The sequence below is a fragment of the Tateyamaria sp. genome (assembly GCF_039940735.1).
In the GTDB taxonomy this organism is placed as follows: domain Bacteria; phylum Pseudomonadota; class Alphaproteobacteria; order Rhodobacterales; family Rhodobacteraceae; genus Tateyamaria.
Genome location: NZ_JBDVGB010000015.1, coordinates 18,885 through 42,573, shown reverse-complemented (window position 1 = coordinate 42,573; position 23,689 = coordinate 18,885). Strand labels below are relative to the sequence as shown.

Below are 23,689 nucleotides of genomic sequence, written 5' to 3'. Positions count from 1 at the left end.
ATGGCTTGGCTCATCTCGGCATCGGTGACTTCGACCTTGGCAAGTTGACCCACTTCTGCAAGCAACAGACCCAGACGCACGCGGCGCTCGGCGAGTGTGGTATGCTCTTCGGTGGTTTCGATCTCGGGGTGATCGTGCCCTTCGACATCGGGGTTTTCTTCGTGCCACAGCTGGTGTGCGATCTGCTTGGCTTCGGCGTCCAGCAAGCTGGGTGGCAATTCAAACGAAACGGCTGTGTCCAGCTGATCCAGCAATGCGCGTTTCATCACTGCGCGGGCGGCACCGGCGTATTCGCCTTCGAGTTGCTCACCGATGCGGGTTTTTAGACCGGCAAGGTCGTCTGCACCGTAGTTTTTGGCCAACTCGTCGTTGACTTCAGCGGCTGCTGGTTCTTTGACTTCTTTGATTGAACAATCAAACACGGCCTCTTTGCCAGCAAGATGCTCAGCCTGATATTCCTCGGGAAATGTTACAGTTACAGCCTTTTCTTCATCCGCTTTTACGCCGACAAGCTGTTCTTCAAAGCCGGGGATAAACTGGCCAGAGCCCAGCACAAGCGCGTGCCCTTCGGCTGAACCACCGTCAAACAATTCGCCGTCCACTTTGCCCGCGAAATCGAACACAACTTGGTCGCCGTCTTTGGCTTTTGAGCCCTTCTTGCGCGCTGTGAAAGTCTTGGCGTTTTCGGCCAGCGATGTCAGGGTTTCGTCAATGGAAGCATCATCCGCTTTGACCACCAGACGTTCCAGCGTCAGCTTACCCATGTCCAGTTCAGGAATGGCAGGCAGCGCTTCGTAGGACAGGTCAACAAGAACGTCGTCGCCCTCTTTCCAGTCCTCGTTGGTCATTTTGACCTCGGGCTGCATGGCTGGGCGGTCGCCGGACGCTTCAAAGTGATCCGACATCGCGCCGTCGATGCTTTCTTGCATCGCTTCGCCCATCAGGCGTTGGCCAAATTGCTTTTTCAGCAGCGCCATCGGGACTTTGCCCTTGCGAAAGCCCTTCATTTCGATGCCGGGCTGTGCCTCGACCAGCTTTTCGTTGACTTTTGTCTCAAGCTCGGCGGCGGTTACCGTGATGGCATAGCCGCGTTTCAGACCTTCGTTCAGCGTCTCGGTGACCTGCATGTGTGCTCCCATGGGGTATAGGCCCCGCGTCAGGGGCTAATCGGAAATTCGCGCCCTTCTATGCAGGGCGTGAGCGGTGTGCAAGGGAATAGGGCGCATGCGGCCAAAAAGGCAATAATATCCGCGCGCAAATATAGCGCAAATACACGCAACGGCCGCACAATGGCCCTGCCCTTCTTACACGTACTTTAACTGCGCCGAAAAAACGGGACAGCACCGTCGCGCGACAGCATTAATGCGCGATCAACTTTGTAAGACACCACGCCCATGTCTCAATCCATCCACAACCGCCCTCAAACCGGGCTTGCGGCGCAAAAATGTAAGCTTCTGGCCAGAATGAATACCAAGGCGCTTGGACTAAAATTTAGCTTACGCCTTCGAACATGAAAGAGATCATTGATGATTTAGGTGTGGCCGCCGGAATCACGTCTAATGACTGCGAGGGCTGTCAAACTTTATGGGAAAATCCTGATGCGTATGGTCTGATACTTATGGACCTTCATGTGTCTGGCATCGACGCATCCGATGCCATTTGACGTTTTGAGACGAAACCATTTGATCAGGCGCCGATCATCGCGGCGACTGTGGAGGTGAGTTATTGCGACGACGCGCGGGTTGAGCCACTGGGCAAGAATGGTTTTGCCTGCAAACTTGTGTCCTCAAACCACTTGCCGAACTTGATTGATCTGTATTGCGCACCGGCATAAATCCGCCTATCCTCCCGCATAGCGTGAATTTTCTACACCCCACAGAGGTCTCGCATCGTGTCAGACAACCTGCCTAAACAAGACGCGCTGGCATCGCATCAGGATGAAACCGCCGATACCCCACTTCCCCGCATTATCGCCATTGCCGCCTCGGCCGGCGGGCTTGAGGCGCTGTCTTTAATGGCGCAAAACCTGCCAAAGTTTGCCAACGCGGTCTATGTGGTGGCGCAACACATGTCCCCCATGCACAAGAGCATTCTGTCGACGCTGGTCGCCCGCGAAACGGACCTGCCAGTGCGCGAGATTGTGGCCGAAACAACGCCTGAGCCTGACACCATCTATGTCACGCCGCCCAACAGCGATGTCACCTATGAAAATGGTCTTTTGCATCTGCGCGCACCTGCCGGGCATGCCGCTTCGCCCAAACCTTCGGCGGATCGGCTTTTCAAAAGCATTGCCGTCGAATGTGGCGAGCGCGGTATAGGAATCGTACTTTCCGGCACCGGTTCGGATGGCAGCGATGGCATTCAAGCCATTCGCGAAGTTGGCGGGATTACAATTGCCCAAGACCCTGCGACTGCCACATATGACGGCATGCCCGCATCCGCCATTGAAACAGGGTGCATCGACTTAACCCTGTCGCCCAAGCAAATTGGCACTCATCTCGAAAAGATCCTGACCCGACCGCGTGGCTTCAACAGCTTATGCGCTTTGTGGGACGAACCAAATCCGCTGGATGAGTTGTTTGAAATCCTTTTGGCCCGCACGCAGGTGGACTTTACCGACTACAAAGAAAATACTCTGAACCGCCGCATTACGCGCCGTATGACGGTTCTCGATATCGATAATTTTGACGGGTATATCAATTATTGCCGCTCAAACGTCAGCGAAGTGGACGCGCTGCACCGCTATTTGCTGATCTCGGTCACGCGTTTCTTTCGCGATCCAGAACAGTTTGAAAAGCTCGAAAACGAGCTGCGCGCCACCCTCAAGAACCACGGCGATGGCCCTTTTCGCATTTGGGTTGTGGGCTGCGCAACGGGGGAAGAAGCCTATTCCATCGCCATTACTCTGGCTGAAGTTCTTGGAGGCATCCATACGCTTGCGTCTAAACACGTGCAGATCTTTGCCACCGACATCGACCAAAAGGCCATCGAAGTGGCGCGTCGCGGCGTGTATCCGATTGCCGCCGCGCAAGACATTCCGCCCGAGTTGCTTCAGGAATATTTCATCATCAGCGACACCTATATAAAAGTGCGCCCCGAGTTGCGCGCAGCCACCCTGTTCTCGCATCACAACGTCTGTCAGGATCCGCCATTCATCGACGTTAATTTGGTCAGCATCCGCAACTTGCTGATCTATTTCAACCTTGCCCTACAAGAACACGTCCTTAGCCGCTTGCACTACGCCATGGGCAAAGGCGCGCTGTTGTTTTTAGGCACGTCCGAAACCGTTGGGGAAATGGGTGTCTTTTTTGAAGGCAGGCAAGACGCGGACAAAATATTTGTCAAACGCCGCGGGATGTCCGGCGAATTGTCGATCGATCCCGGCAATCGAATTCATCAACGCAAACGACGTGCAATGGGCGGTTCACGCAATCAACCCAGCAAGGAAGAGGCTAATTCGATTTCCGAAATGTCACTGGCCCGCGTTGTCGCGCCCAATGGCATGATCTGCACCAAAAATGGCAATATCATCGAAGTATTGGGCGATCTGAGCCCTTTCATGGAAATCCGTGCGGGGGCTTCAACGGCGCTAAACCTAAGGATGTTGATCGAACCGCTGCGCGCCGAAGCCAGCAGTCTGATTGCCGTGGCGCTACGCAGTCAATCGCGCCGCATTGGGCGTTGGCATTCTGTGTCCCTGCCAGTGGGCAACCGCATTCAATTGCAAGTGTTTCCCTACAACAGCACGAAACGCGGCGAACCCCATTGCCTTGTCGGCATCGATGCACGGTTTGAGGATGCGAAAGACGCCAAGATCGACGACATCACAGACGAAGAACATCGCGCCTATGTCGGACAGATGGAGCATGAAATTCGCGCGACCCAAGAGGCTTTACAACGAACAATTGAAGAATTGCAGACCGCCAACGAAGAACTGCAATCGGTCAATGAAGAACTGCAATCTACCAACGAAGAATTCCAAGCCACCAACGAAGAACTTGAAACTTCAAACGAAGAGCTTCAGTCCAGCAACGAAGAACTGACGGCCCTCAACGAAGAACTGCAAATCAGTTCAGCGGAACGTCAGGCGCTGGCCTCTGAACTTGAGGCCACCATGACTTCGGCCCCATACGCCGTCGCATTGGCGGATCAGGCATTGATGGTGCGCCGCCTGTCACGGGTTGCCCTTGATCTGTTCGGCTTAAACGACATTCCTCCGACGGGTATTCATCTAAGCCAGTGCAATCTGCCCGTGGGCTTCCCTGCCCTCGTCCCGCTTGCCAACACCGTGTTGCGCGTGCAGGAAAATCGGCGTGTGCCGATCGTGTCGCGTGGCAAATACTATGCACTTGTGGTGTCGCCTGTGCACGATCAACACCGCAAACTGATTGGCCTGTCGATCACCGTCACCCAATATGACAGTGAACCGCTGTCGCGGATTGTCGAAATGATGTGCGATATCAGCCATGTCGCGCATTGGTCCTACAACCTTGATACAGGCGAACTGTTCTGGTCCCCCGAAATGTTTGCCATCTACAAGCGCCCCGAGTCTGGGCATATGCCGTCTTGGGAAGACACGTTGAACATGATCCACCCCAAGGATCGCGAAAGCGCAATGAAATCGGCCGATAAGCTGATCGCCGAAGGTGGCAGCATCGAATATAATCGTCGGATCTTTGACAGCTCGGATAATATCATTTCCGTCAGCGGAAAAACGACCCTCGTCCGCAGTTCCGAAGGTGACCCGACCCAATTGGTTGGCGTTGTGTGGGACACTGCCAACGAAACCGAACGCAGTATCCGCCTTGCCAGCCTTGAATCGGTTCAAGAAGACCTTGGTATCGGCTTTTTCTCGTTCGATGTGGAAAACAAAGCACCGCGCTGGAACCAATCTATGTACAATATCCTCGGCTATGACCGAGAACACCACCACCCCTCGCTCGAAAGCCTTTTGTTGCGGATGGAACCCTGCCAGCGCAGCCGAATTGGTTCATATTTTCAGGCCGCATTAGAGCATGGCAAATCGTTTGACATCACGTTGTCGGTGATGCGCAAGGATGGTTCGATGCACGCATGCGAGTGTAAAGGTCAGGTCCATCGGCGCGAGGACGACGGCAAGGTCTCTCATATTTTTGGCAGCCTAAGGCAAGTGGTGTCGCAACAAGAGGTGGCCTAAGCCCCCCCCGCAAGACGCGCCAAGCCTATCCGGCGGAAGTGAAGATCCGCATCGTTCTGACGGGGCAACGTGGTGAAGAAAGCCTCAGAACTGTGTCGTCGTAAAGGTATCGCGGAAAGTCTTTATTACAGCTGGTCGAAGGAGTTCTTCCAAACTGGCAAGCGTCGGTCGTCTGGCGTTATGACGCGGTAATTCAACAAGCAAACGACCTCGGCAAACTGATGGGCTTTGTGCCTTTTCGCTGCGCTTATGCAAATGACTGGTTTCTAAACAGGAGCTATATAAACCAGTAAGGCCCGAAACGAGGAGACACCCATTATGCCTGCGCTTTTGTATCATTGTCCGTTCAATTGTTCTCTCGCAGTGCGTTTTGCCGCAGCAGAGGGCGATGTTCCCTTGGACATCGATCTTGTCGACTTTACGACCAAGGCGTTGGCCTCAGGCGGGTCACTCCTTGATGTGAACCCTTTAGGGCAGGTATCGACCCTGCGGCTTGAGTCAGGAGAGCTACTGACGGAAACCTCCGCCTGCCTGCTTTGGGTGCAATCAAAAACACAGACGGATATGCAGATCGCCGCGGACAATCCGGCATATTTTCAATTGGTCCGATGGTTGAGCTTTACGGCCACGGAACTACACAAACAGATTTTACGCGTGGTGTTTTACCCGGAAGCAACCGATCCAGTAAAAGACAACTTTCGCGCCCTTGCACCAGATCGTTTCGCGCTGATGAACGAGCACCTGAGCAAACGCGATTTTCTTGTCGGCCATCGCTTTACAGCGGCAGATGCCTATCTTGTCTGGTTCCTCGTGCTCTCGGCGCGCGCACAGGTGCCGATAACAGGTTATCCGCAACTCGAGGCCTATTTTGCAAAGCAGGTAACCCGCCCAAAGATCGCGGCGTTGATTGCTGAAGATCAAGCGACGCGCGCCAAAGCGTAAGTTCATCGCGCCTCGCACAATCGTTATTCGCGGGTCGCAGCGTGGCTCTTTAGGCTGACCAGCAACACCGAAAGGATCTATCATGAAACGTCTGCTTATTGCGCTTACATCGGCACTTTTGCTCAACACTCCCGCACAGGCTGAGATTGTGCGGTTTCCCGCGTCCGATGGTGTAACCGTTACCGCTGACTTCAACACACCCAGTGCTGCGGCCAAGACGGTGATTGTGCTTTATCACATGGCTGGGGCCAGCCGGGGGGAATACCTAAAGACTGCCGAGAGGTTGAACGCCCTAGGCTATGCCACTCTGGCCGTGGATCAACGCTCTGGTGGGCAGTTCAACGGGGTAAAGAATGACACCGTTGTCGCGGCCGGGGGCAGCAAGAACTTTGTCGATGCAATCCCTGATCTTGTTGCAGCGGCTGCGTGGGCGCGCAAAACGGCGGGTGCACAGAAGGTTGGCGTGCTTGGTTCGTCTTATTCGGCTGGGCTGGTGCTGGTGTTGTCTGCAAAAGATCGCGGCTTTGCTGATGCGGTCATGTCGTTTTCGCCCGGAGAATATTATGGGGTACGCGATTATGTTGCACGCGAGGCTGGCAACATCGCGGTGCCCGTCTTTTTGACCGCTGCCCGTGGCGAAACAGGGCAATGGAAACCACTACAAACGCGGATCAAGAGCCCTGTTGTCGGCTTCGTGCCAAACGGTTCCGGGCGGCATGGTGCATCAGCCCTCGATAGTGGTGATGGTGCAGAATATTGGGAAGCACTCGAATTGTTCTTGGCGCAACACCTATCACCCTAACGCCACCGGCTCATATGTATGTAGCGGCTGCTGTTCGCAAATGATTTCTGGCATGTTCTCGGAAGTCGCTCATATGTATTCCGCCTGTTGATCGACACGCGGATCAAATTCGTCAAATACCTGTTGATTGCATGGCCCTACTCGCCTGTAGTGTGATCTTGATAGCGACCTACAAGCTGTTCTGCGGCCTCTCCGCGCCACGTTCGTTCGTTGTCATCTCGCCCAGCGCTGTACGGGTTTGCCCCCCGTTCGGTCAGCAATGCTGTGAGTCGGTCACGCTGTTCTGCAGGTGACAATCCGGTCACGCCACCCTTTGCCAAGGCGATAAGGTGTTCAATGTGATTGTGGTAAGGCCCGTAGACTAGTAGCGCATCCGCTTGGGTCTTGCCCAGCACTTTGATGAACTCAGTTTTACCAATCCGTGCCTGCAACACCTCAGGGACACGCCTGCGGTAAGTCAAATTGCCACTCTTGGGCGCTGGGCTGACGTATTTCACGGTGACTTTCCACATGTTCGGACCTGCTTTGTGTATGCAGGCGTGTATGTAATGAGTCACTCATTACCAGAGATTATCCATTAGAGGTCAATCACTTAGGTTGGATTTTATGGTGCCCCCACACGGACTCGAACCGCGGACCTATTGATTACAAATCAATTGCTCTACCAGCTGAGCTATAGGGGCATTGGCGCGGGGTCTAATCTGAGTTGGGCGGACTGGCAAGACCAAATTTACATCTTCGACAGAGGTTTCTTCCCACCACCAATTTAGTATAGCTACGCAGCAACCCAAACGCTGACAATGAGGCAAGGTACGATGCAACTGGTCCTGCATGCAGGCGCGCACTTTACGGAAGAAGAACGGCTCTTGCGCTGTCTGTTGCGCAATACACAAGACTTCTCTCGTCGCGGGGTCGCGGTACCTGGCCCTGGAAAATATCGCGGCCTTCTCAAAGAAACGATGACCGCTTTGCAGGGCGCGGCGCCCTCACCTGATGCGCGGGATATATTGCTTGATGTCATTCTAGATGACGACAGTGCGGACCGCATGATTTTGAGCCACATGTTTTTGTTTGGCGCGCCCCGCGAAATTGTCCGCGATGGGGCGATCTATAAACACGCACCAGAACGCATGGCCCGTCTTGCTGCCCTTTTTGAACATGACGACGTTGAACTGTTTCTTGCGATGCGCAATCCCGGCACCTTTCTACCAGCCATTTTCGAACACGCCCCGCAAGAAGACATGGACAGCTTTTTGCGCGGGGTTAGCCCGTTTGAGTTTAAGTGGTCCAATACACTTGCCGAAATTCGCGCGGCCGCGCCGAGCGTAAAAATCACAACGTGGTGCTTTGAGGACATGCCGATGATTTGGGCACAGATCATCCGCGCCTTGGCGGCGCTTGAAACTGACGAAAAGATTGTTGGTGGCTTTGATCTGTTGTCAGACATCATGTCAAAGGAAGGCATGACACGCTTTCGCGCCTATCTGAAGGCGCACCCGACGATAACTGAAAAACAGAAACCCCGCGTGATATCGGCGTTTCTGGACAAATTCGCCATCGATGATCAAATCGAAGAAGAATTAAACGCCCCCGGCTGGACCGAAGACGACATTGATGATCTGACAGAGCTTTACGAGCAAGACATGGACGCTGTCGCGCAAATCCCCGGCGTTACGGTCATCGCACCCTAAAGGCCTGATGCGCACAGGCGCATCAGACGCCGCAAGGTTTTAGCCCATGCCCAGCGCTTCTTTGTACATCTCAAGTACGGCTTCTTCTTCGGCAATGTCATCCTTGTCGCGCTTGCGCAAAGCGACGACCTTACGAATCACCTTTGTGTCGTACCCACGCCCTTTGGCTTCGGCCATGACCTCTTTTTGCTGATCAGCCAAATCTTTCTTTTCCATGTCCAGACGTTCGATGCGTTCGATGAACTGGCGCAACTCGTCTGCGGTGACGCGGTAGCTTTCGGCATTGGTGGCAGTATCAGACATTGGGCGGCTCCTGTTAGCGATATGCGCCTCGATAACGGCGTGATGGCAACGCTGCAAGGGGCAACCCGGCTTGCCAAGGTCACACCACTGCGCTAGCCCTTCGCCATGGAAAACAGTTCAAAATTCACCCTATTTGATGGTCTGATCTGGGGCGGCGCAGGCTTGTCGTTGCTGGGCCTTGTCGGTTTGATGTGGTGTGTTGTCATCGTTTGGCGCGCGCGGCGTGCACAATTGCCCGACGAAGACATGCGCGCTGTTATGGCACGCGTTCTACCGTTGAATTTGGGTGCGCTGTTTGTGTCCGTGATCGGGTTGATGCTGGTGATCGTGGGGATTTTCCTAAACTAAACAACGGGGTGCGTGATGGACATCGCTTGGATTTATGGGTTGATCGGGGGCTTGGTGATTGGAACCGGAGGAGCCGTTCTATTGCTGGGCACCGGGCGGATCATGGGGGCAAGCGGAATTGTTGGCGGCCTTGTGGACGGCAGCGGAACGGATCAACGCACCACAATTGCATTTCTGGTCGGCCTGATCGGGGTCCCTGCCCTGCTTTCTTTGGCGGGCTGGACGGTTGCGACACAAACCACGTCACAAATTTGGCTTTTGGCACCGGGCGGTCTGTGCGTCGGCATCGGGACGCGGTTTGCTAACGGCTGCACTTCGGGCCATGGGGTCTGCGGTTTGTCCCGCTTTTCGTTGCGCGGACTGGTTGCGACACTCACTTACATCGCAGCGGGCGCTTTGATCGTCACGGCACTGCGCATGGGGTTGGGCCTGTGAAGCGCGCGGCGCTGGCGCTGCTGAGCGGGGCACTTTTTGGTGCGGGATTGCACATTTCAGGCATGACAGACACAGCACGCGTGCGTGGATTTCTGGATTTTGCCGGTCAATGGGATCCGACCTTGGTCTTTGTCATGGGCGGCGCGATTTTGCCAATGTTGTTGGCGTGGCGCTTTACCCATGGGCGCAAACCATTGACGGGCGGCACATTTCCAAAGCAACCCGATCCCGACATGTCACGGTCTTTGATCTTTGGGTCGGTTCTGTTTGGTGTCGGGTGGGGGCTGGTTGGTCTGTGCCCCGGCCCTGCGTTGGCATCACTGACCTATGGCGGATGGCAAGGTGCGGCGTTTCTTTTCGCGATGTTGGCGGGCATGTGGGCTGTCCCACCGCTGCGACGGGCGCTGGACAGCCGCGCTGCGCGCGCTTAATCTTGCCTTCATGAATATCAAACAAATCACCCCGACCTATTTCGTAGCTCCGCAACTTGACCCTGCCGATATGGCGGAGGTCGCCGCCGCCGGGATCACCACAGTGATCTGTAACCGCCCCGACGAAGAAGTCCCGCCGCCCTTCCAAGCTGATGCATTGGAAGCCGCCGCCAAAGCAGCTGGATTGGCTTTTGCGCGCTTGCCGCTGACCCATCAGACGATGAACCCGGAAAATGTGGCGACCCATATGGGGCACATCCAAAACTCTGCCGGACCGGTTCTTGCCTATTGCGCGTCAGGAACACGCTCGACTGTTGTATGGTGTTTGGGCCATGCCGGAAGCATGTCAACAGACGATATTTTGGCAACGGCTCAAAATGGTGGGTACGAACTTAGCAATCTGCGCCCCACACTTGACGCATTGGCGCAGGCCAAAGGGTAACGCGCCCCTACCCTGCTGATTGCATTTGCAAATCCGGCAAATCGGCAAGATCTGGCAGATCCTCAAGATCGGGAAAATCGTCGAGTTCAGGCAGCCCATCGTTGTCTGAACTTGCCGCCAAGTCCGGTAAGTCCTCAAGGTTTGACAAGTCTTCAAGGTCAGGCAAAGCGTCGGTTGCAGACATATCAACCATTGCGGGCGAGTCTGTGACAACGTCTGGAATGTCGCTTGGAGGTGGTAGCGCGACTGGCTCTGATACGCCGTCCGGTCCATCCAATTTAAGCGACAAAGCGCGCATTGCTTCTTCTATTTCAGCATCATTGACATCTAGTTCGCGCGGCACAGTTGATCGCCGCCCGGTCGAACTAAGCACTTCGACTTGTGGCAAATCGATATTAGGCCTATCGCTTTCGCGCCGCAACGGTTGCGACGCATGTGTCGGCGGGCGCGTCGGCATGACCGCGCGTATTCCGTCAACTTGTCCGACCATCCCGCGCGCCAGAACACGACCCAAACGCGTGGTAATTTGCACCGACGGAAATGTGCCGGGCGTAAGGGGTAGTGTCTGCCCTATTTCCCAAGCCTGAAGCGTGTTCAACGGCAGCTGCAACGTGCACACGATCATATCTAGATCGGCGTTCAGCCCCATCACCGCACCAGCCAGTTCCCCACCAAGGTCGCTTTCGGGTTCATCGGCTTCATCCCCTTCGCCGTCAACTGTGTCTTGTCGCGCCTGCAACGTCGGCAACAGCAGTGTTATGGTGCCCTGACGGCTGCCTCGGTCAATATCAAGAGTTAAGCGGATCGACACATAGTCCGCAGCATCCAACACCAAAGCCAAGATACGGGCATCTTCGGCCTTAGCGCCAAATGTGAACCCTTCGATGAGTGCGCGGTCGTCTTCTTCATCCGCTATACGCGCTGCACGCGCGATCAGCGCATCGATCAAGGGCGCGCAGATCGCGGCATCGGTGCGCGTCATTGGTCGTGTGTCGCCCATATCCGGTTGAACCGATCCAATCGTCTGTTGTTGGATAAATGCGCCAACAACGCCCGGGTCAATCACCACACCGCCCGTGCATCTGGCCGGACCATCGAGCAAAAGCAAAAGCGCTGCATCGTCAAGCGCGGCCTCAACATCGTCCCCCGCCACCGACTGCACCACAACGCCAATGACAGAGACAGGCAAATCCATCACCTGATCCGCCACCTTGGCCATGGTGACGCGCATCGCCTTTTGCAACGTCATGGCGCGCGCTTTGCGCTGTTCACGACCCGCGGCAGTTTTACGCCCCAAAATGGATTGTTCTTCGGTTTCGCTCATATCCCCCGCCGGTTTCCGGCCTGTAATGACACAAGCCACATCTACGCGAGATTGGTTACCAACCGCTTTATACGTACCAGGTTAAACAATAAATTTGATCAGAGCCTATTGCGCGGCCAGCGCTTCTTGGCGCGGCAAATGCACGATGAATGTGTTGCCCTTTGCCCCCGGCGCATAAGACACATCGCCCCCAAGCCGCGTCATGATCTCGCGACAAATCGCAAGGCCAAGCCCAGCGCCAGACCCATCCTGATCACCGATACGCGCGAATTTTTCAAAGATTAAGGTACGCGCATCTTCAGGGATCGGCGTCCCATTGTCGGCGAAAACCACTAAAACATCTGGCCCATCGCGCCGGACGCTTATTTTAAGTTCGGGCGCTTCTGCATCACAATATTTTCCAGCATTGGTGATCAGGTTGATAAACACTTGGCCCAATCGATCCAAATCAGTGGTCAGCGTCACCGTTTTTTGCACATCGCGACGAACCGTCAAATTCCGCGGGCTGCTTGCCTGCCCAGTCTGAATCGCCTTTTCCAACAACGCGTTCAACACACCCGTCTCATAACGCAGGGACACCTGCCCGTTTTCCAACACACTTAGGTCCAAAAGATCGTCCAAAAGCCGCGTTAGGCGGATCGCTTCACCATGAATGATCGAGGCATACCGGGTCTTTTCCTGCTGCCCCATGCCTTCGGTATCGCGCAAAATCTCGGAAAACGAGCGGATAGATGTCATCGGCGTACGCAGCTCGTGACTGATCTGGGACAAAAACGCATCCTTTTGCACCGAAAGCGCCGTCAACTTGGCGTTGGCTTCACGAAGCTGGCCGGCCGTGCGAGTCAATTCGCCGGACTTGGCTTCCAATTGGCTGGAATACTCAAGGATTTGCGCAGATTCGTCGGCCACAGCCATCAAGTCCTGCACTGACACCGACGCCCCGCCCACAAGTTGGCTGATCATCGCATGCGCCGTCGCCGCCCCAACCGAGGCTGCCAATTCCCGCTCAAGACGCTGTAAAAACTCCTGTGACGGTTCAGGCAAAGTGCCAACAAGACCTTGGGATCGCGCCTCGGATCGGAACAAGGTTTGCGCCTCTTCCGCGCCTAAAATACGTTGCGCCATGACCATCAAATCTTCGGACGTCGCGCGCGCCGCGTCCCAACCGCGCGCTTGGGTCGAGTGATCAAAAATGTTAACAAATTGCGCGCCCTGTAGCCGTTCCAACGGGCCCGGGAATGTCATCAGCGACACGCCCACAAACGCAGCCAAATTCAACGTCAAAGACCACGCCACCGCATGCACGGTCGGATCGACGCCCTCGATGCCAAAAAGCGCGTGAGGGCGCAGCCACCCAAGGCCCCACAACCCGTTTTCAAAGGTCGCCACGGACAGAACGGCCCCGGGCCCAAAACTTGGCAAAAGCGAGCAATAGACCCAGATCGCAAACCCAACCACAAGCCCAGTCAGCGCGCCCCAGCGCGTAGCCCCGCGCCACAAAATACCACCCATCATAGCGGGCAAAAACTGCGCCACAGCGGTAAAAGAAATCAAACCGATCGCGGCAAGCGCCGCACCACCGCCAGAAAAGCGGTAATAAAGGTATCCAAAGCCGATAATCATCAAGATCGACGCGCGCCGCGACAAGATCACGACATTGCGCACATCGCCTGACACCTGTGCGCCCGCACTGCGCGAACTTAACCAGACCGGCATCACCACATGGTTTGAAACCATCGTCGACAGCGCCAGCGTCGCAACGATCACCATCGATGTGGCCGACGAAAACCCTCCAAGGAAGCTCAGCGTCGCCAAGCCAACCCGCCCTTCGGCCAACGGCACAGTCAACACGAACAAATCGGGATTGGCCCCGGCCGGCATCAGATCAAGGCCAATCACTGCGATTGGCACAACAAAGAGGCTCATTAACATAAGGTACAGCGGAAAGGCCCAAGCGGCGATTTGCAGGTGCCGTTCATCTTCGTTTTCGACGACCATGACTTGAAACATACGTGGCAAGGTCAGGAAAGCGGCCGCCGACAAGGCGGTCAGCGCAACCCAACGGCCGCGGTCCATATCCCATGCGCCAATGGGCGAAGCATCGATGCGGTCCATCATCGGGGTGATGCCCCCGGCAATGCCCCAAACGACAAAAACGCCGACCGCCAACAGTGCGATCAGTTTGACAACCGCCTCGACCGCGATGGCGATGACGACCCCGTCATGACGTTCATTTGCATTAAGGTTCCGCGTGCCAAACAGCACGGTAAAGATCGCCAAGCCAAAGGCGATCCAAAACCCGGCAGTGCCCGCGTTCAGATCGCCACCCTCGGGGCCAGCAAAGATTGAAAAAGACAGCGTAACTGATTGTAATTGAAGCGCAATATATGGCGTCACGCCGATAACGGCCATAACAGTGACCACGATGGCCAACAGGTTTGATTTACCAAACCGCGCCGAAATCAAATCCGCAACGGACGTCGCTCTTTGCACTCGACCCACGCGGACCAGTTTGCGCAGTGCCCACCACCAGCCGATCATTACAAGGCTTGGACCAAGGTAAATGGTGACAAATTCCATACCCGACCGCGCGGCATAGCCCACGGCGCCGTAAAACGTCCACGCCGTACAATAAATCGACAACGACAGGGTATAAACAAGCGGGGACCGCAACCATCGACCGCCCCCCCGCGCAGCAGCGCGTTCGGCAAAGAACGCAATCGCAAATAGAAAGGTCACATAGACCAAAGAGACCCCAACAAGCAGGTTGACGGAGGTCATTTAGCCATCCTCGCGCTTGGTCAAATCGTCAGAAGCATCAGCCCCCGCACGCAACAGCCACCACAAGGCAAGGCCCGCGCCGATCAAAATCAGCCAGATCACAAAAACATAGACAATCGCATCCGACATCGCCATCGCGGCGGGCGCATCCGGCCCATCAGATGCAGTGGGCCAAAACAACGGCACCATCCACAAAAGCACGCCCACCACGGGCAAAACACGCAAAGCATCCATCATACGGCGGCGCCGGTAGCTGCGCCGCTCAAGAAAGACCGGAGACGCCCCCTGCCTGCTCATTGTGCCAATTGCACCAAGTCGCGCACCGCGGTGATCACTTCAGTGTTGGAAAAGGGTTTGGTCATGAACCGGCTGACGCCTGCTTTTTCGGCCTGCTCACGATCGCGCGCTTGTCCGCGCGCGGTTAGCATAAGCACCGGTAAATCCACAAAATTATGGTCAGCACGCAATTCAGTCAAAATGTCCAAGCCACTTTTACCCGGCAACATATGGTCCAGCACGATCAAGTCCGGGCGCTTGGCGCGGATCACGTCCATTGCATCCGCCCCATCCGAATGGGTGTCGACCTGCCAGCCCTCGCGGGACAGCAAAAAGCGCAACGCCTCGATGATATTGACCTCGTCTTCGACCAGCAAAACATGCTTGCCCATAGTGCGGCTTCCTCCCCTAAGCACACCAAGGTCGCAGAGAATGGTTTATCTTTGGTGCGCAGCAAGTATGTGCCCATTTGCAGGGCCTGTCAAAACCCCTCACTTAAGATCGAAGGTTCGCGGCGCGCCGCACAACCAGCGGCTGCACAGATACGGCAGGCAGGTCCAACGGTCATCGGCACCGTGCCTGCATCACCGTCATCTGGCTGAACCGGAACAACCAGCATCGTCGATTGCACCAAAGGCGGCGCGTTCAATGCGAAGTGCCCCATCGTTTCCGCCGCAGCATAGCAATCAAATACCGCCGAACTGCGCCCCGGCATTTGCACCCGTTGATACAGCACTTGGCCCGGCAGTCCCAACGCCTGAAACAGCGTCCACAGCGGGCACGCCGATCCATAGCGTGGCACCGAAAACCCTTCGGCGGCCTTGCGAAACAACAGACTTCCGGCGCGGTCCGCCACCACCAGCCCAAAGCCAAGGTCGGGCACCGCCGCCAGACGGCGCAAGATCATCGGAACATTCACACGAAACCGTTCAGCCAGCGCGGGCGGGTTCAACCCCGTCGTATCCAGGGCCGCGCACAGATCAGGCAACGGCACATGGGCGGCATCGGCTTTGATGCGATCCAGCACACCCCGTGCAATGTGGCGCCCCGCGACCGAGGACAATTCCGGGGCGGCATCAATCAAGGGCACAACATCTGTCTGTCCCTTTTCTAGGGCGGCAAAGGCATAGTCATTGGCCTCAAGAAACGCTTCGACTTCGTCTTGAGGCGTGCCGGTCACTGCCGCTTCGCCGGTTTCAGCGTCCAGAAACCCAACAAGTGATTTCGAACTGTCCGCAAGGCGGCGGCTGTCTGCATCAATGTTGGCGTGAAAACGGTCGCGCCATTCGGGGTCAAGGTCCTTATCTTGCGCAAGAATAGACGCCGTTGCGCGAATGGCGGCGGCAGTCGACAATACCTCATGGACTGACGCGGCAAGTTCGGGGTCGTGGGCCAAACGATCACTCAGAATTTCGACTGTATTTTCAAGCGCCGCCAATTTGCGGTGCGCCCGCGCAGACGCCGCGGCCCAAGCCGGAAAACGGCCAGCAAAGTCTTCGGCACTGTCCAATTCAGCATCGGGCATAGCGCTGCCAGCGCCAAATTCACGTAAAGAAGACACCAGTGCCGCCTCTGCCCCTTCGGTCAGGGCCGAGACCTCAACCCCAAGGGCCGCAGCGATGTCCAAAAGCAATTTACCCCCGATTCTGCGCCGGTTGTGTTCGATCAAATTGAGGTAGGAGGCCGAAATGCCGATCTGACGGGCCAATTGCGATTGTTTAACCCCAATCATCACGCGCCGCTCGCGTATTCGTGTGCCCGTCAGAGTCTCGCGCATGTCGCCCGTCCCGTCCTTGTTTGTCAGCTTTTTCAACACGTTTCTGCGTTGCAACATAAGAAAATTTACAAAAAGCGCCATACACTTGTGGATATGTTTACAAAATAACCGTGAGAAACAAGGGGTTTATTGCGCAATTTTCAATCTTACCCACATAACGTATTTGCATCAAAAGATGTCGTGTCATCCGGTTGAGGAGCAGGATGGCGCATTTCAACTATAGGGAGGATTTTCATGTCCAAGATGAATCTGACACGTCGTGGTCTCATCAAAACTGGTACGCTCGCCGGTGCTGGTTTGGCCGCTCCGACGATTTTCACAGCGCAGTCTGCCGCTGCGTTCACCAATGACCCAACCGGTTCGACCGTAACACTGGGCTTCAACGTGCCACAGTCTGGCCCCTACGCCGACGAAGGCGCAGACGAACTGCGCGCCTACGAACTTGCTGTTGAGCACCTGAACGGTGGCGGCGATGGCGGCCTGATGAACACGTTCTCGTCCAAAGCCCTGCAAGGCAACGGCATCAACGGCAAAAAAGTCGAATATGTCACAGGCGATACACAGACCAAATCTGACGCCGCGCGCGCTTCTGCCCGTTCGATGATCGAAAAAGACGGCGCAGTGATGATCACTGGTGGTTCGTCTTCGGGTGTTGCTGTTGCTGTGCAAGCGCTGTGCCAAGAAGCCGGCGTTATCTTCATGGCGGGCCTCACGCACTCCAACGACACAACGGGTAAAGACAAGAAAGCCAACGGCTTCCGTCACTTCTTTAACTCGTACATGTCTGGTGCGGCCCTCGCGCCAATCCTTGCTGGCAACTACGGCACGGAACGTAAAGCCTATCACCTGACGGCGGACTACAACTGGGGTTACACCACAGAAGAAGCCGTACGCACATCGACCGAAGCCATGGGTTGGGAAACTGTTGCAGCTGTGAAAACACCGCTGACACAGACTGACTTCTCGTCCTACATCGCGCCTGTTCTGCAGTCCGGTGCCGACGTTCTGGTTCTGAACCACTACGGCGGGAACATGGTGAACTCGTTGACCAACGCGGTTCAGTTCGGCCTGCGTGCCAAAGAAGTGAACGGCAAGAACTTCGAAATCGTTGTTCCGCTGTACTCGCGTCTGATGGCCAAAGGTGCTGGCGCCAACGTTAAAGGCATCTTCGGCTCTACAAACTGGCACTGGTCGTTGACCGACGAAGGCTCCAAAGCGTTCGTTAAATCCTTCGGCACCAAGTATGGCTTCCCACCCAGCCAGGCGGCGCACACATGCTACGTGCAAACCTTGCTGTATGCAGATGCTGTAACGCGCGCCGGTTCGTTCAACCCATGTGCGGTTGGCGAAGCGCTTTCCGACTTCGAATTCGACGGCATGGGCAACGGCAAAACGCTGTACCGTGGCGAAGATCACCAGTGCTTCAAAGACGTTCTGGTTGTGAAGGGTAAAGAGAACCCAACATCCGAGTTCGACCTTCTGGAAATCGTAGAAGTCACACCTGCCAGCCAGGTGACTTACGATGCGTCGATCTTTGGCGGCGAACTGGGTGCTTGCAACCCAGGCGCATAAGCCACTGAAACCATTGGGTGGGCAGTTTGCCCACCCTACTCTGCCCCGGCGTCATGACGCTGGAGAGGCGCTAATTGTTCCAACCAAAGGTCAGACCGATGGACGCAATCATCCTGCAAATTCTAAACGGGCTCGATAAGGGCTCTGCCTATGCGCTGATTGCGCTGGGACTTACACTGATCTTTGGCACATTGGGCGTTGTGAACTTCGCCCACGGGGCGCTGTTCATGATCGGTGCATTCTGTGCTGTGACCTTCAGCCGGATCATTTCGATCAGCCACGAAGTCATTGACGAAACCCAAACTGACTTTTTGGGCAACGCATTGGTGGTCAAAGTGCCCTATGTCTACGACTGGTTCGGAGAGGCTGCGGGCAACACGATAATCGACTGGGCTGTGCCGCTGTCGATCATCTTTGCCATTCCTGTGATGATCCTGATCGGTGTCATCATGGAACGCGGGCTGATCAAGCACTTTTACAGCCGACCCCATGCTGACCAGATCCTTGTGACCTTTGGTCTGGCCATGGTTCTGCAAGAAATCATCAAATATTACTACGGTGCCAACCCTGTTCCGATGCCGGCACCTTCGGCGTTCACAGGCTCGTTTGATTTTGGCGCTATGCTGGGCTTTGATCCCAACACTATCATCTATCCCTACTGGCGGATCGTGTACTTTGGCTTTGCGGCTGTTGTGATCGGTGCTGTCTTTGCCTTTCTACAGTTCACCACCTTCGGGATGGTTGTGCGCGCTGGCATGGCGGACCGCGAAACGGTGCAACTGCTGGGCATCAACATCGACAAGCGGTTCACGCTGATGTTCGGGATTGCCGCCGCTGTGGCCGGGGTTGCTGGGGTCATGTACGTGCCTATCAACTCACCTAACTACGATATGGGCATGCACTTTCTGGTGCTTAGCTTTGTGGTTGTGGTTGTGGGCGGCATGGGCAGTTTGCCCGGTGCTGTGCTGGCCGGATTTGTCCTTGGGATTTTGGAAAGCTTTGCCTCGATGCGCGAAGTTCTCGAATTTTTGCCCGGTATCAACCAGATCATCATCTACCTGGTTGCGATCATCATTCTGCTCACGCGCCCTCGTGGCTTGATGGGCCGCAAAGGCGTGATGGAGGAATAACCCATGCTTGGTCTTGATAAAAAACACACACAACTTCTGCTGCTAGTCGCTGGGCTGGTCATCTTTGCCCCCTTCTTGCTGAACCCCTTTCCGTCGGATTCAGGGTTAGCACAGTTCAACGCGGGCTATCCTGATCTGATGCAGCGGTTCGTGATCTTTGCGATCTTTGCCATCGGGTTCAACATTCTGTTCGGTCTGACAGGGTATCTGTCCTTTGGACACGCCGCGTTCTTGGGTGTCGGTTCTTATGCCGCGATGTGGATGATGAAGTTGCTGACGATGAACATCATCCCAGCGATTATCGTTTCGGTGGCAATTGCGGGTCTGTTTGCCTTGCTGGTGGGGTGGATTTCGCTGCGCCGCTCAGGCATCTACTTTTCGATCCTGACGCTGGCTTTTGCACAGATGTCATATTCGCTGGCTTATTCGGTACTAACACCGATCACGGGCGGCGAAACGGGCCTGCAACCCAAACTGGCCGATCCACGTATCCTTGATGGTGCATTGGCCGAAGGTGCATCACCCAAGGCAAACCTGTTTGGCCTTGAAATGGGATCGAGCTTTGAATGGGAAGTTGGCGCATGGTTGTTCACGTTCAACGCTGGTTTCTACGTCGCTGGGGTCGCGATGCTGGCCGCCTTTTATCTGGCGATCCGCATCTTTAATTCGCCCTTTGGCATGATGCTGCGTGCGATCAAATCCAACCAACAGCGTCTGAACTATACAGGCCTGAACGCGCGCCCCTACACGCTGGCTGCCTTTGTGGTGTCGGGCATGTATGCCGGTCTTGCGGGTGGTCTGATGGTTGCAATGGACACCCAAGTGGGCGCGGAACGTATGTTCTGGACTGCATCGGGCGAAGTCGTTCTGATGACCATCCTTGGCGGTGCAGGCACGCTGATTGGCCCTGTGCTGGGCGCTGGTATGATCAAGTACATGGAAAACATCATGTCCAAGATCAACGAGACGATCTTGCACCAATGGTTCGCCTTCCTGCCCGATGGGCTGGAAAATATTCTGGTTGCTTTGGTCTATCCCTTCATCGGGAAAGGCTGGCACCTGACGCTGGGTTTGATGTTCATGCTGGTCGTGATCTTCCTGCCCGGTGGGTTGGTCGAGGGCGGACAACGCATCGCGGGTCTGTTCAAGCGCAAAAAGCCGACCACCAACACGCCTGACGGCACAACCACACCTGCGGAATAAGGAACCTTAAGATGGGTATTCTCGAAGTCAAAAACGTAGGCAAACGGTTCGGCGGCCTTCAGGCGCTGGGGGACGTGAACCTAAGCGTGGCGGAAAACACCGTTCATGCAATCATCGGCCCCAACGGCGCGGGCAAGTCTACGCTGCTGAACGTGCTGGTGGGCAAACTGATCCCGGATACGGGGTCAGTGATGTTCGACGGCAAATCGGTGCTGGGACGCAAACCGTTTGAGATTTGCCAGATGGGCATTTCTCGGGTGTTCCAAACACCGGAAATCTTTGGCGATCTCAGCGTGCTTGAAAACATGCTGATCCCCTGCTTTGCCAAACGAGACGGGGCGTTCACGCCAAATGGGTTCACCACGATGATGAAGGACGGTGAAATCCTTGATCAGGCGGCACACATGTTGGAAGAAATGAACATGGCCGACAAAAAGGACATGCACGCAGCATCCCTGTCGCGTGGTGACAAACGTCGCCTTGAGATCGGCATGTGCCTGTCGCAAGAACCCCGTTTGCTGCTGCTCGATGAACCAACGGCCGGCATGGCGCGCGCGGACACCAACAACACCATCGATCTGCTCAAACAGATCAAGGACGAGCGTGACATCACCATCGCCATCATCGAACACGACATGCACGTGGTGTTTTCGCTGGCCGAACGGATCACGGTGCTGGCCCAAGGCACTCCGCTGGTCGAAGACACGCCGGACAAGATCAAAGGTCACCCCAAAGTGCGCGAAGCCTATCTGGGCGAAAGCCAAGACGCGGCCTAAGCGCTATGGCGGACGACACGTCCGCCTTACTGCACCCAACTCAGTAAGGCGGAGGTGTCCTCCGCCCCTACCCCGCCCAGCGAGGACAACGACATGAATGCAAAACCCGACATGGCAAAAAACGCCAATCACGCGCAAACCGCCCCCGCCTTTCTAAGTGTGTGGGACATGCACGCTTACTACGGCGAAAGCTATATCGTCCAAGGCGTCAGCTTTAACGTCCATGAAGGCGAAATCCTCGCGCTTTTGGGACGCAACGGGGCGGGCAAAACCTCTACCTTGCGCTCAATCGCGCGCATCGGTGACCCGCTCGTGACACACGGTGAAATCTGGCTCGATCACCAACCGCTCCACAAAATGAGCAGTCACGAAGCCTCGCAAGCCGGCTTGGGTCTTGTCCCCGAAGATCGCCGCATCATTCCGGGCCTAACGGTCGAGGAAAACCTGAAGCTGGCCCAAATCGCACCGCCCATCGGGTGGTCAATTGAACGGCTCTATGACCTGTTCCCACGCCTAGGTGAACGTCGCGCCCAAGAAGGCACGACATTGTCGGGCGGCGAACAGCAAATGCTGGCCATCGCCCGCGCGCTTGCCCGTGACATCAAGGTTCTGCTTTTGGATGAACCCTATGAGGGTCTGGCCCCCGTCATCGTGGACGAGATCGAAAAGACCCTGTCAATCATCAAAGACCAAGGTATCACGACCATCCTTGTGGAACAAAACGCCGTACGCGCCCTGAAGCTGGCCGATCGCGCCTTGATCCTCGACACGGGCGGAATCGTCTTTGACGGTACAGCCGCTGAGGTTCTAGACAACGCCGAACTACGTGCCGAGTACCTAGCTATTTAAGAGGGAAGTCTTCCGTCACACCCTGAAAACCCGGCCTTTTAGGTCGGGTTTTTTCTTAGTGCCACCATTTTGTCGGTATTGTTTCCGAGATAGCCCCATGCGCACGCAAGAGTAGCAACTACGGCCAAATTAAGGCAAAGATGAATCAGTTTTTCTGGGGAATCATCTTATGGCACGCGCAATACGCGATTTAATCGACCTTACAATTTTACGAGATACATTTTTCGATCCGTTCGCACCGATATCCACATTCACCCCAACACTTGAAGTCGAACAGGTCGTCGGTGAAACCCGTAACTTCTTATTTCTGGGCAACAATGAAAGCTTGTTTTTGAATGATGGAATTGTACGAGATTTCGTTTCGGGACGTGGGGACTCGGATGTATTGATCGCCAACACCGGGATCATTGGCGAAAGTGACCGAAATGATACATCGATTTTCGTGACCGGCACCGGTGACCGCGCAGTACTGAACGCAGGCGACATTCTGGGCGGCATTCAATTGGGCGGTGGGGATGATCTGGTGTTCAACACCAACCTGATTGACGACGATGTGCGAACAGGTAGCGGCGACGATATTCTGTTTAACACAGGCGTTATTGACGGCGACGTCTGGACCGGTGCTGGGGATGACCTTATCGAGAACTCTGGCTTTCAATCTGCGGCAATTACCGGGCACCTGAACACGGGGGCTGGTGATGATGTTGTCGAAAACACAGGAGACATCGACCGTGTATCACTGGGCAACGGCGACGATCTGTTTCTTGGCTTTAACGGTGGCGGCACAGTCGGTCAAATCTCTGCGGGGACGGGCAACGACACCGTTCGCGGTCACGCAAGCAATGATGTCGTTTTCGGCGGCAACGGGCGCGACTTGATCCAAGGCATTGGTGGCGATGATTCCCTGTTTGGAGGGAACGGCGCAGACCTATTGCAAGGCGCCAACGGCGAGGACCTGCTGGTCGGTGGCCAGGGCAGTGACACGTTGTTGGGTGGCCGCGACACTGACGAATTGCAGGGCGGAAACGGGACCGATCGCCTTGTTGGCGGTCGCGGAGACGATGTCTTATCGGGTGGCAGCGGCGCGGATACATTCATATTTGGGGCGCAATCGGGCGACGATACCATCACGGATTTCAACGATGGTGATGTGATCACAATTTACAACGTCGGCCGCGGCGACAGTGAAACCGGTCTTATTGTCCGGTTTTTCACATACGAGACGATCGAAGAGTTCACGACCTATGAAAACGGGAACGCCTTTATCGATCTGGTTGGGGCCGCGAATGCTTCCGAAATCGAACCCGTCTTTTCATACGGCGCGAACCACTCGATTCTGTTGCTTGATATCGAACCCGACAGTCTGACGGAAAATGATTTCGATTTGGGCTATTGATCATCCTCACGTGACGGCTTGACGTAAGGGCGCTT

The 23,689-nt window shown here is 55.5% G+C and carries 22 protein-coding genes, 1 tRNA gene and 2 pseudogenes; 16 read left to right on the top strand and 9 right to left on the bottom strand.

Annotation, left to right across the window (positions count from 1 at the left end):
* A partial coding sequence (tig, locus tag ABJF76_RS02855) for a trigger factor (protein WP_413822504.1) occupies positions 1-1,127 on the bottom strand: 1,127 nt, incomplete at its 3' end.
* A 764-nt stretch (positions 1,128-1,891) separates the two neighbouring features.
* Here tig and ABJF76_RS02850 point away from each other — a divergent pair.
* The 4 genes and pseudogenes from ABJF76_RS02850 (at position 1,892) to ABJF76_RS02835 (ending at position 6,920) form a co-directional block, all read left to right on the top strand.
* Positions 1,892-5,176, top strand: a complete 3,285-nt coding sequence (locus ABJF76_RS02850; RefSeq protein WP_413820715.1) for a chemotaxis protein CheB — start codon at positions 1,892-1,894, stop codon at positions 5,174-5,176.
* Positions 5,177-5,184: 8 nt separating this feature from the next.
* Positions 5,185-5,365 (top strand): annotated as a pseudogene (locus tag ABJF76_RS02845) (transposase); the annotation flags it as partial.
* Between the two features lie 129 nt (positions 5,366-5,494).
* Complete coding sequence (locus tag ABJF76_RS02840; protein ID WP_413820716.1) at positions 5,495-6,118, top strand: glutathione S-transferase family protein; 624 nt, start codon at positions 5,495-5,497, stop codon at positions 6,116-6,118.
* A gap of 82 nt (positions 6,119-6,200) precedes the next feature.
* Positions 6,201-6,920 (top strand): serine aminopeptidase domain-containing protein, encoded by a 720-nt coding sequence (locus ABJF76_RS02835; RefSeq protein WP_413820717.1) that lies wholly within the window; start codon positions 6,201-6,203, stop codon positions 6,918-6,920.
* A 137-nt stretch (positions 6,921-7,057) separates the two neighbouring features.
* On the opposite strand, the gene ABJF76_RS02830 is transcribed toward ABJF76_RS02835, so the two are convergent.
* Positions 7,058-7,432: a hypothetical protein gene (locus tag ABJF76_RS02830; RefSeq protein ID WP_413820718.1), complete on the bottom strand. Its 375-nt coding sequence runs from the start codon at positions 7,430-7,432 to the stop codon at positions 7,058-7,060.
* Positions 7,433-7,527: 95 nt separating this feature from the next.
* A tRNA-Thr gene (locus tag ABJF76_RS02825) sits at positions 7,528-7,603 on the bottom strand.
* 132 nt (positions 7,604-7,735) lie between these two features.
* Here ABJF76_RS02825 and ABJF76_RS02820 point away from each other — a divergent pair.
* The gene (locus tag ABJF76_RS02820; RefSeq protein ID WP_413820719.1) at positions 7,736-8,611 is read left to right on the top strand and encodes a hypothetical protein; all 876 of its coding nucleotides are present in this window, start codon (positions 7,736-7,738) and stop codon (positions 8,609-8,611) included.
* 39 nt (positions 8,612-8,650) lie between these two features.
* Here ABJF76_RS02820 and ABJF76_RS02815 read toward each other — a convergent pair whose 3' ends face one another.
* Positions 8,651-8,914: a DUF2312 domain-containing protein gene (locus ABJF76_RS02815; protein WP_413820720.1), complete on the bottom strand. Its 264-nt coding sequence runs from the start codon at positions 8,912-8,914 to the stop codon at positions 8,651-8,653.
* A gap of 105 nt (positions 8,915-9,019) precedes the next feature.
* Here ABJF76_RS02815 and ABJF76_RS02810 point away from each other — a divergent pair, with 105 nt between their 5' ends.
* From ABJF76_RS02810 to ABJF76_RS02795, 4 genes are read left to right on the top strand one after another with little or no spacing between them, the layout of a single operon-like run.
* Positions 9,020-9,262 carry a hypothetical protein gene (locus tag ABJF76_RS02810; protein ID WP_413820721.1) on the top strand — a complete coding sequence of 81 codons (243 nt, stop codon included), beginning with the start codon at positions 9,020-9,022 and terminating at the stop codon, positions 9,260-9,262.
* A gap of 15 nt (positions 9,263-9,277) precedes the next feature.
* Complete coding sequence (locus tag ABJF76_RS02805) at positions 9,278-9,697, top strand: YeeE/YedE family protein (RefSeq protein ID WP_413820722.1); 420 nt, start codon at positions 9,278-9,280, stop codon at positions 9,695-9,697.
* A complete protein-coding gene (locus ABJF76_RS02800) occupies positions 9,694-10,128 on the top strand; it encodes a DUF6691 family protein (protein WP_413820723.1) in 435 nt (144 codons plus the stop codon). Before ABJF76_RS02805 ends, ABJF76_RS02800 begins: the two co-directional genes overlap by 4 nt.
* Positions 10,129-10,138: 10 nt before the next feature.
* Positions 10,139-10,570, top strand: coding sequence for a TIGR01244 family sulfur transferase (locus tag ABJF76_RS02795; RefSeq protein ID WP_413820724.1), 432 nt, complete (start codon positions 10,139-10,141; stop codon positions 10,568-10,570).
* 7 nt (positions 10,571-10,577) lie between these two features.
* On the opposite strand, the gene ABJF76_RS02790 is transcribed toward ABJF76_RS02795, so the two are convergent.
* From ABJF76_RS02790 to ABJF76_RS02770, 5 genes are all read right to left on the bottom strand, one after another.
* Complete coding sequence (locus ABJF76_RS02790; RefSeq protein ID WP_413820725.1) at positions 10,578-11,894, bottom strand: hypothetical protein; 1,317 nt, start codon at positions 11,892-11,894, stop codon at positions 10,578-10,580.
* 105 nt (positions 11,895-11,999) lie between these two features.
* Positions 12,000-14,675 carry an ATP-binding protein gene (locus ABJF76_RS02785; RefSeq protein WP_413820726.1) on the bottom strand — a complete coding sequence of 892 codons (2,676 nt, stop codon included), beginning with the start codon at positions 14,673-14,675 and terminating at the stop codon, positions 12,000-12,002.
* A complete protein-coding gene (locus ABJF76_RS02780) occupies positions 14,676-14,972 on the bottom strand; it encodes a hypothetical protein (RefSeq protein ID WP_413820727.1) in 297 nt (98 codons plus the stop codon). It abuts the gene before it with no gap.
* The gene (locus ABJF76_RS02775) at positions 14,969-15,343 is read right to left on the bottom strand and encodes a response regulator transcription factor (RefSeq protein WP_413820728.1); all 375 of its coding nucleotides are present in this window, start codon (positions 15,341-15,343) and stop codon (positions 14,969-14,971) included. The genes ABJF76_RS02780 and ABJF76_RS02775 overlap by 4 nt, the downstream gene beginning before the upstream one ends.
* Positions 15,344-15,432: 89 nt before the next feature.
* On the bottom strand, positions 15,433-16,728 hold the full coding sequence (locus ABJF76_RS02770) for a short-chain fatty acyl-CoA regulator family protein (RefSeq protein WP_413820762.1): 1,296 nt from the start codon (positions 16,726-16,728) through the stop codon (positions 15,433-15,435).
* Positions 16,729-16,962: 234 nt separating this feature from the next.
* Between ABJF76_RS02770 and ABJF76_RS02765 the strand changes: the two genes are divergently transcribed.
* From ABJF76_RS02765 to ABJF76_RS02735, 7 genes and pseudogenes are all read left to right on the top strand, one after another.
* Positions 16,963-18,300 carry a substrate-binding protein gene (locus tag ABJF76_RS02765; protein ID WP_413820729.1) on the top strand — a complete coding sequence of 446 codons (1,338 nt, stop codon included), beginning with the start codon at positions 16,963-16,965 and terminating at the stop codon, positions 18,298-18,300.
* A 98-nt stretch (positions 18,301-18,398) separates the two neighbouring features.
* Positions 18,399-19,430, top strand: coding sequence for a branched-chain amino acid ABC transporter permease (locus ABJF76_RS02760; RefSeq protein WP_413820730.1), 1,032 nt, complete (start codon positions 18,399-18,401; stop codon positions 19,428-19,430).
* Positions 19,431-19,433: 3 nt separating this feature from the next.
* Entirely contained in the window at positions 19,434-20,633 is a 1,200-nt protein-coding gene (locus ABJF76_RS02755) for a branched-chain amino acid ABC transporter permease (RefSeq protein WP_413820731.1), read from the top strand.
* Positions 20,634-20,644: 11 nt separating this feature from the next.
* Positions 20,645-21,163 (top strand): annotated as a pseudogene (locus ABJF76_RS02750) (ABC transporter ATP-binding protein); the annotation flags it as partial.
* Between the two features lie 15 nt (positions 21,164-21,178).
* Complete coding sequence (locus ABJF76_RS02745) at positions 21,179-21,409, top strand: hypothetical protein (protein ID WP_413822505.1); 231 nt, start codon at positions 21,179-21,181, stop codon at positions 21,407-21,409.
* A gap of 93 nt (positions 21,410-21,502) precedes the next feature.
* Positions 21,503-22,258: an ABC transporter ATP-binding protein gene (locus tag ABJF76_RS02740; RefSeq protein ID WP_413820732.1), complete on the top strand. Its 756-nt coding sequence runs from the start codon at positions 21,503-21,505 to the stop codon at positions 22,256-22,258.
* Positions 22,259-22,427: 169 nt separating this feature from the next.
* Positions 22,428-23,654: a calcium-binding protein gene (locus tag ABJF76_RS02735; protein ID WP_413820733.1), complete on the top strand. Its 1,227-nt coding sequence runs from the start codon at positions 22,428-22,430 to the stop codon at positions 23,652-23,654.
* Positions 23,655-23,689: the final 35 nt, after the last annotated feature.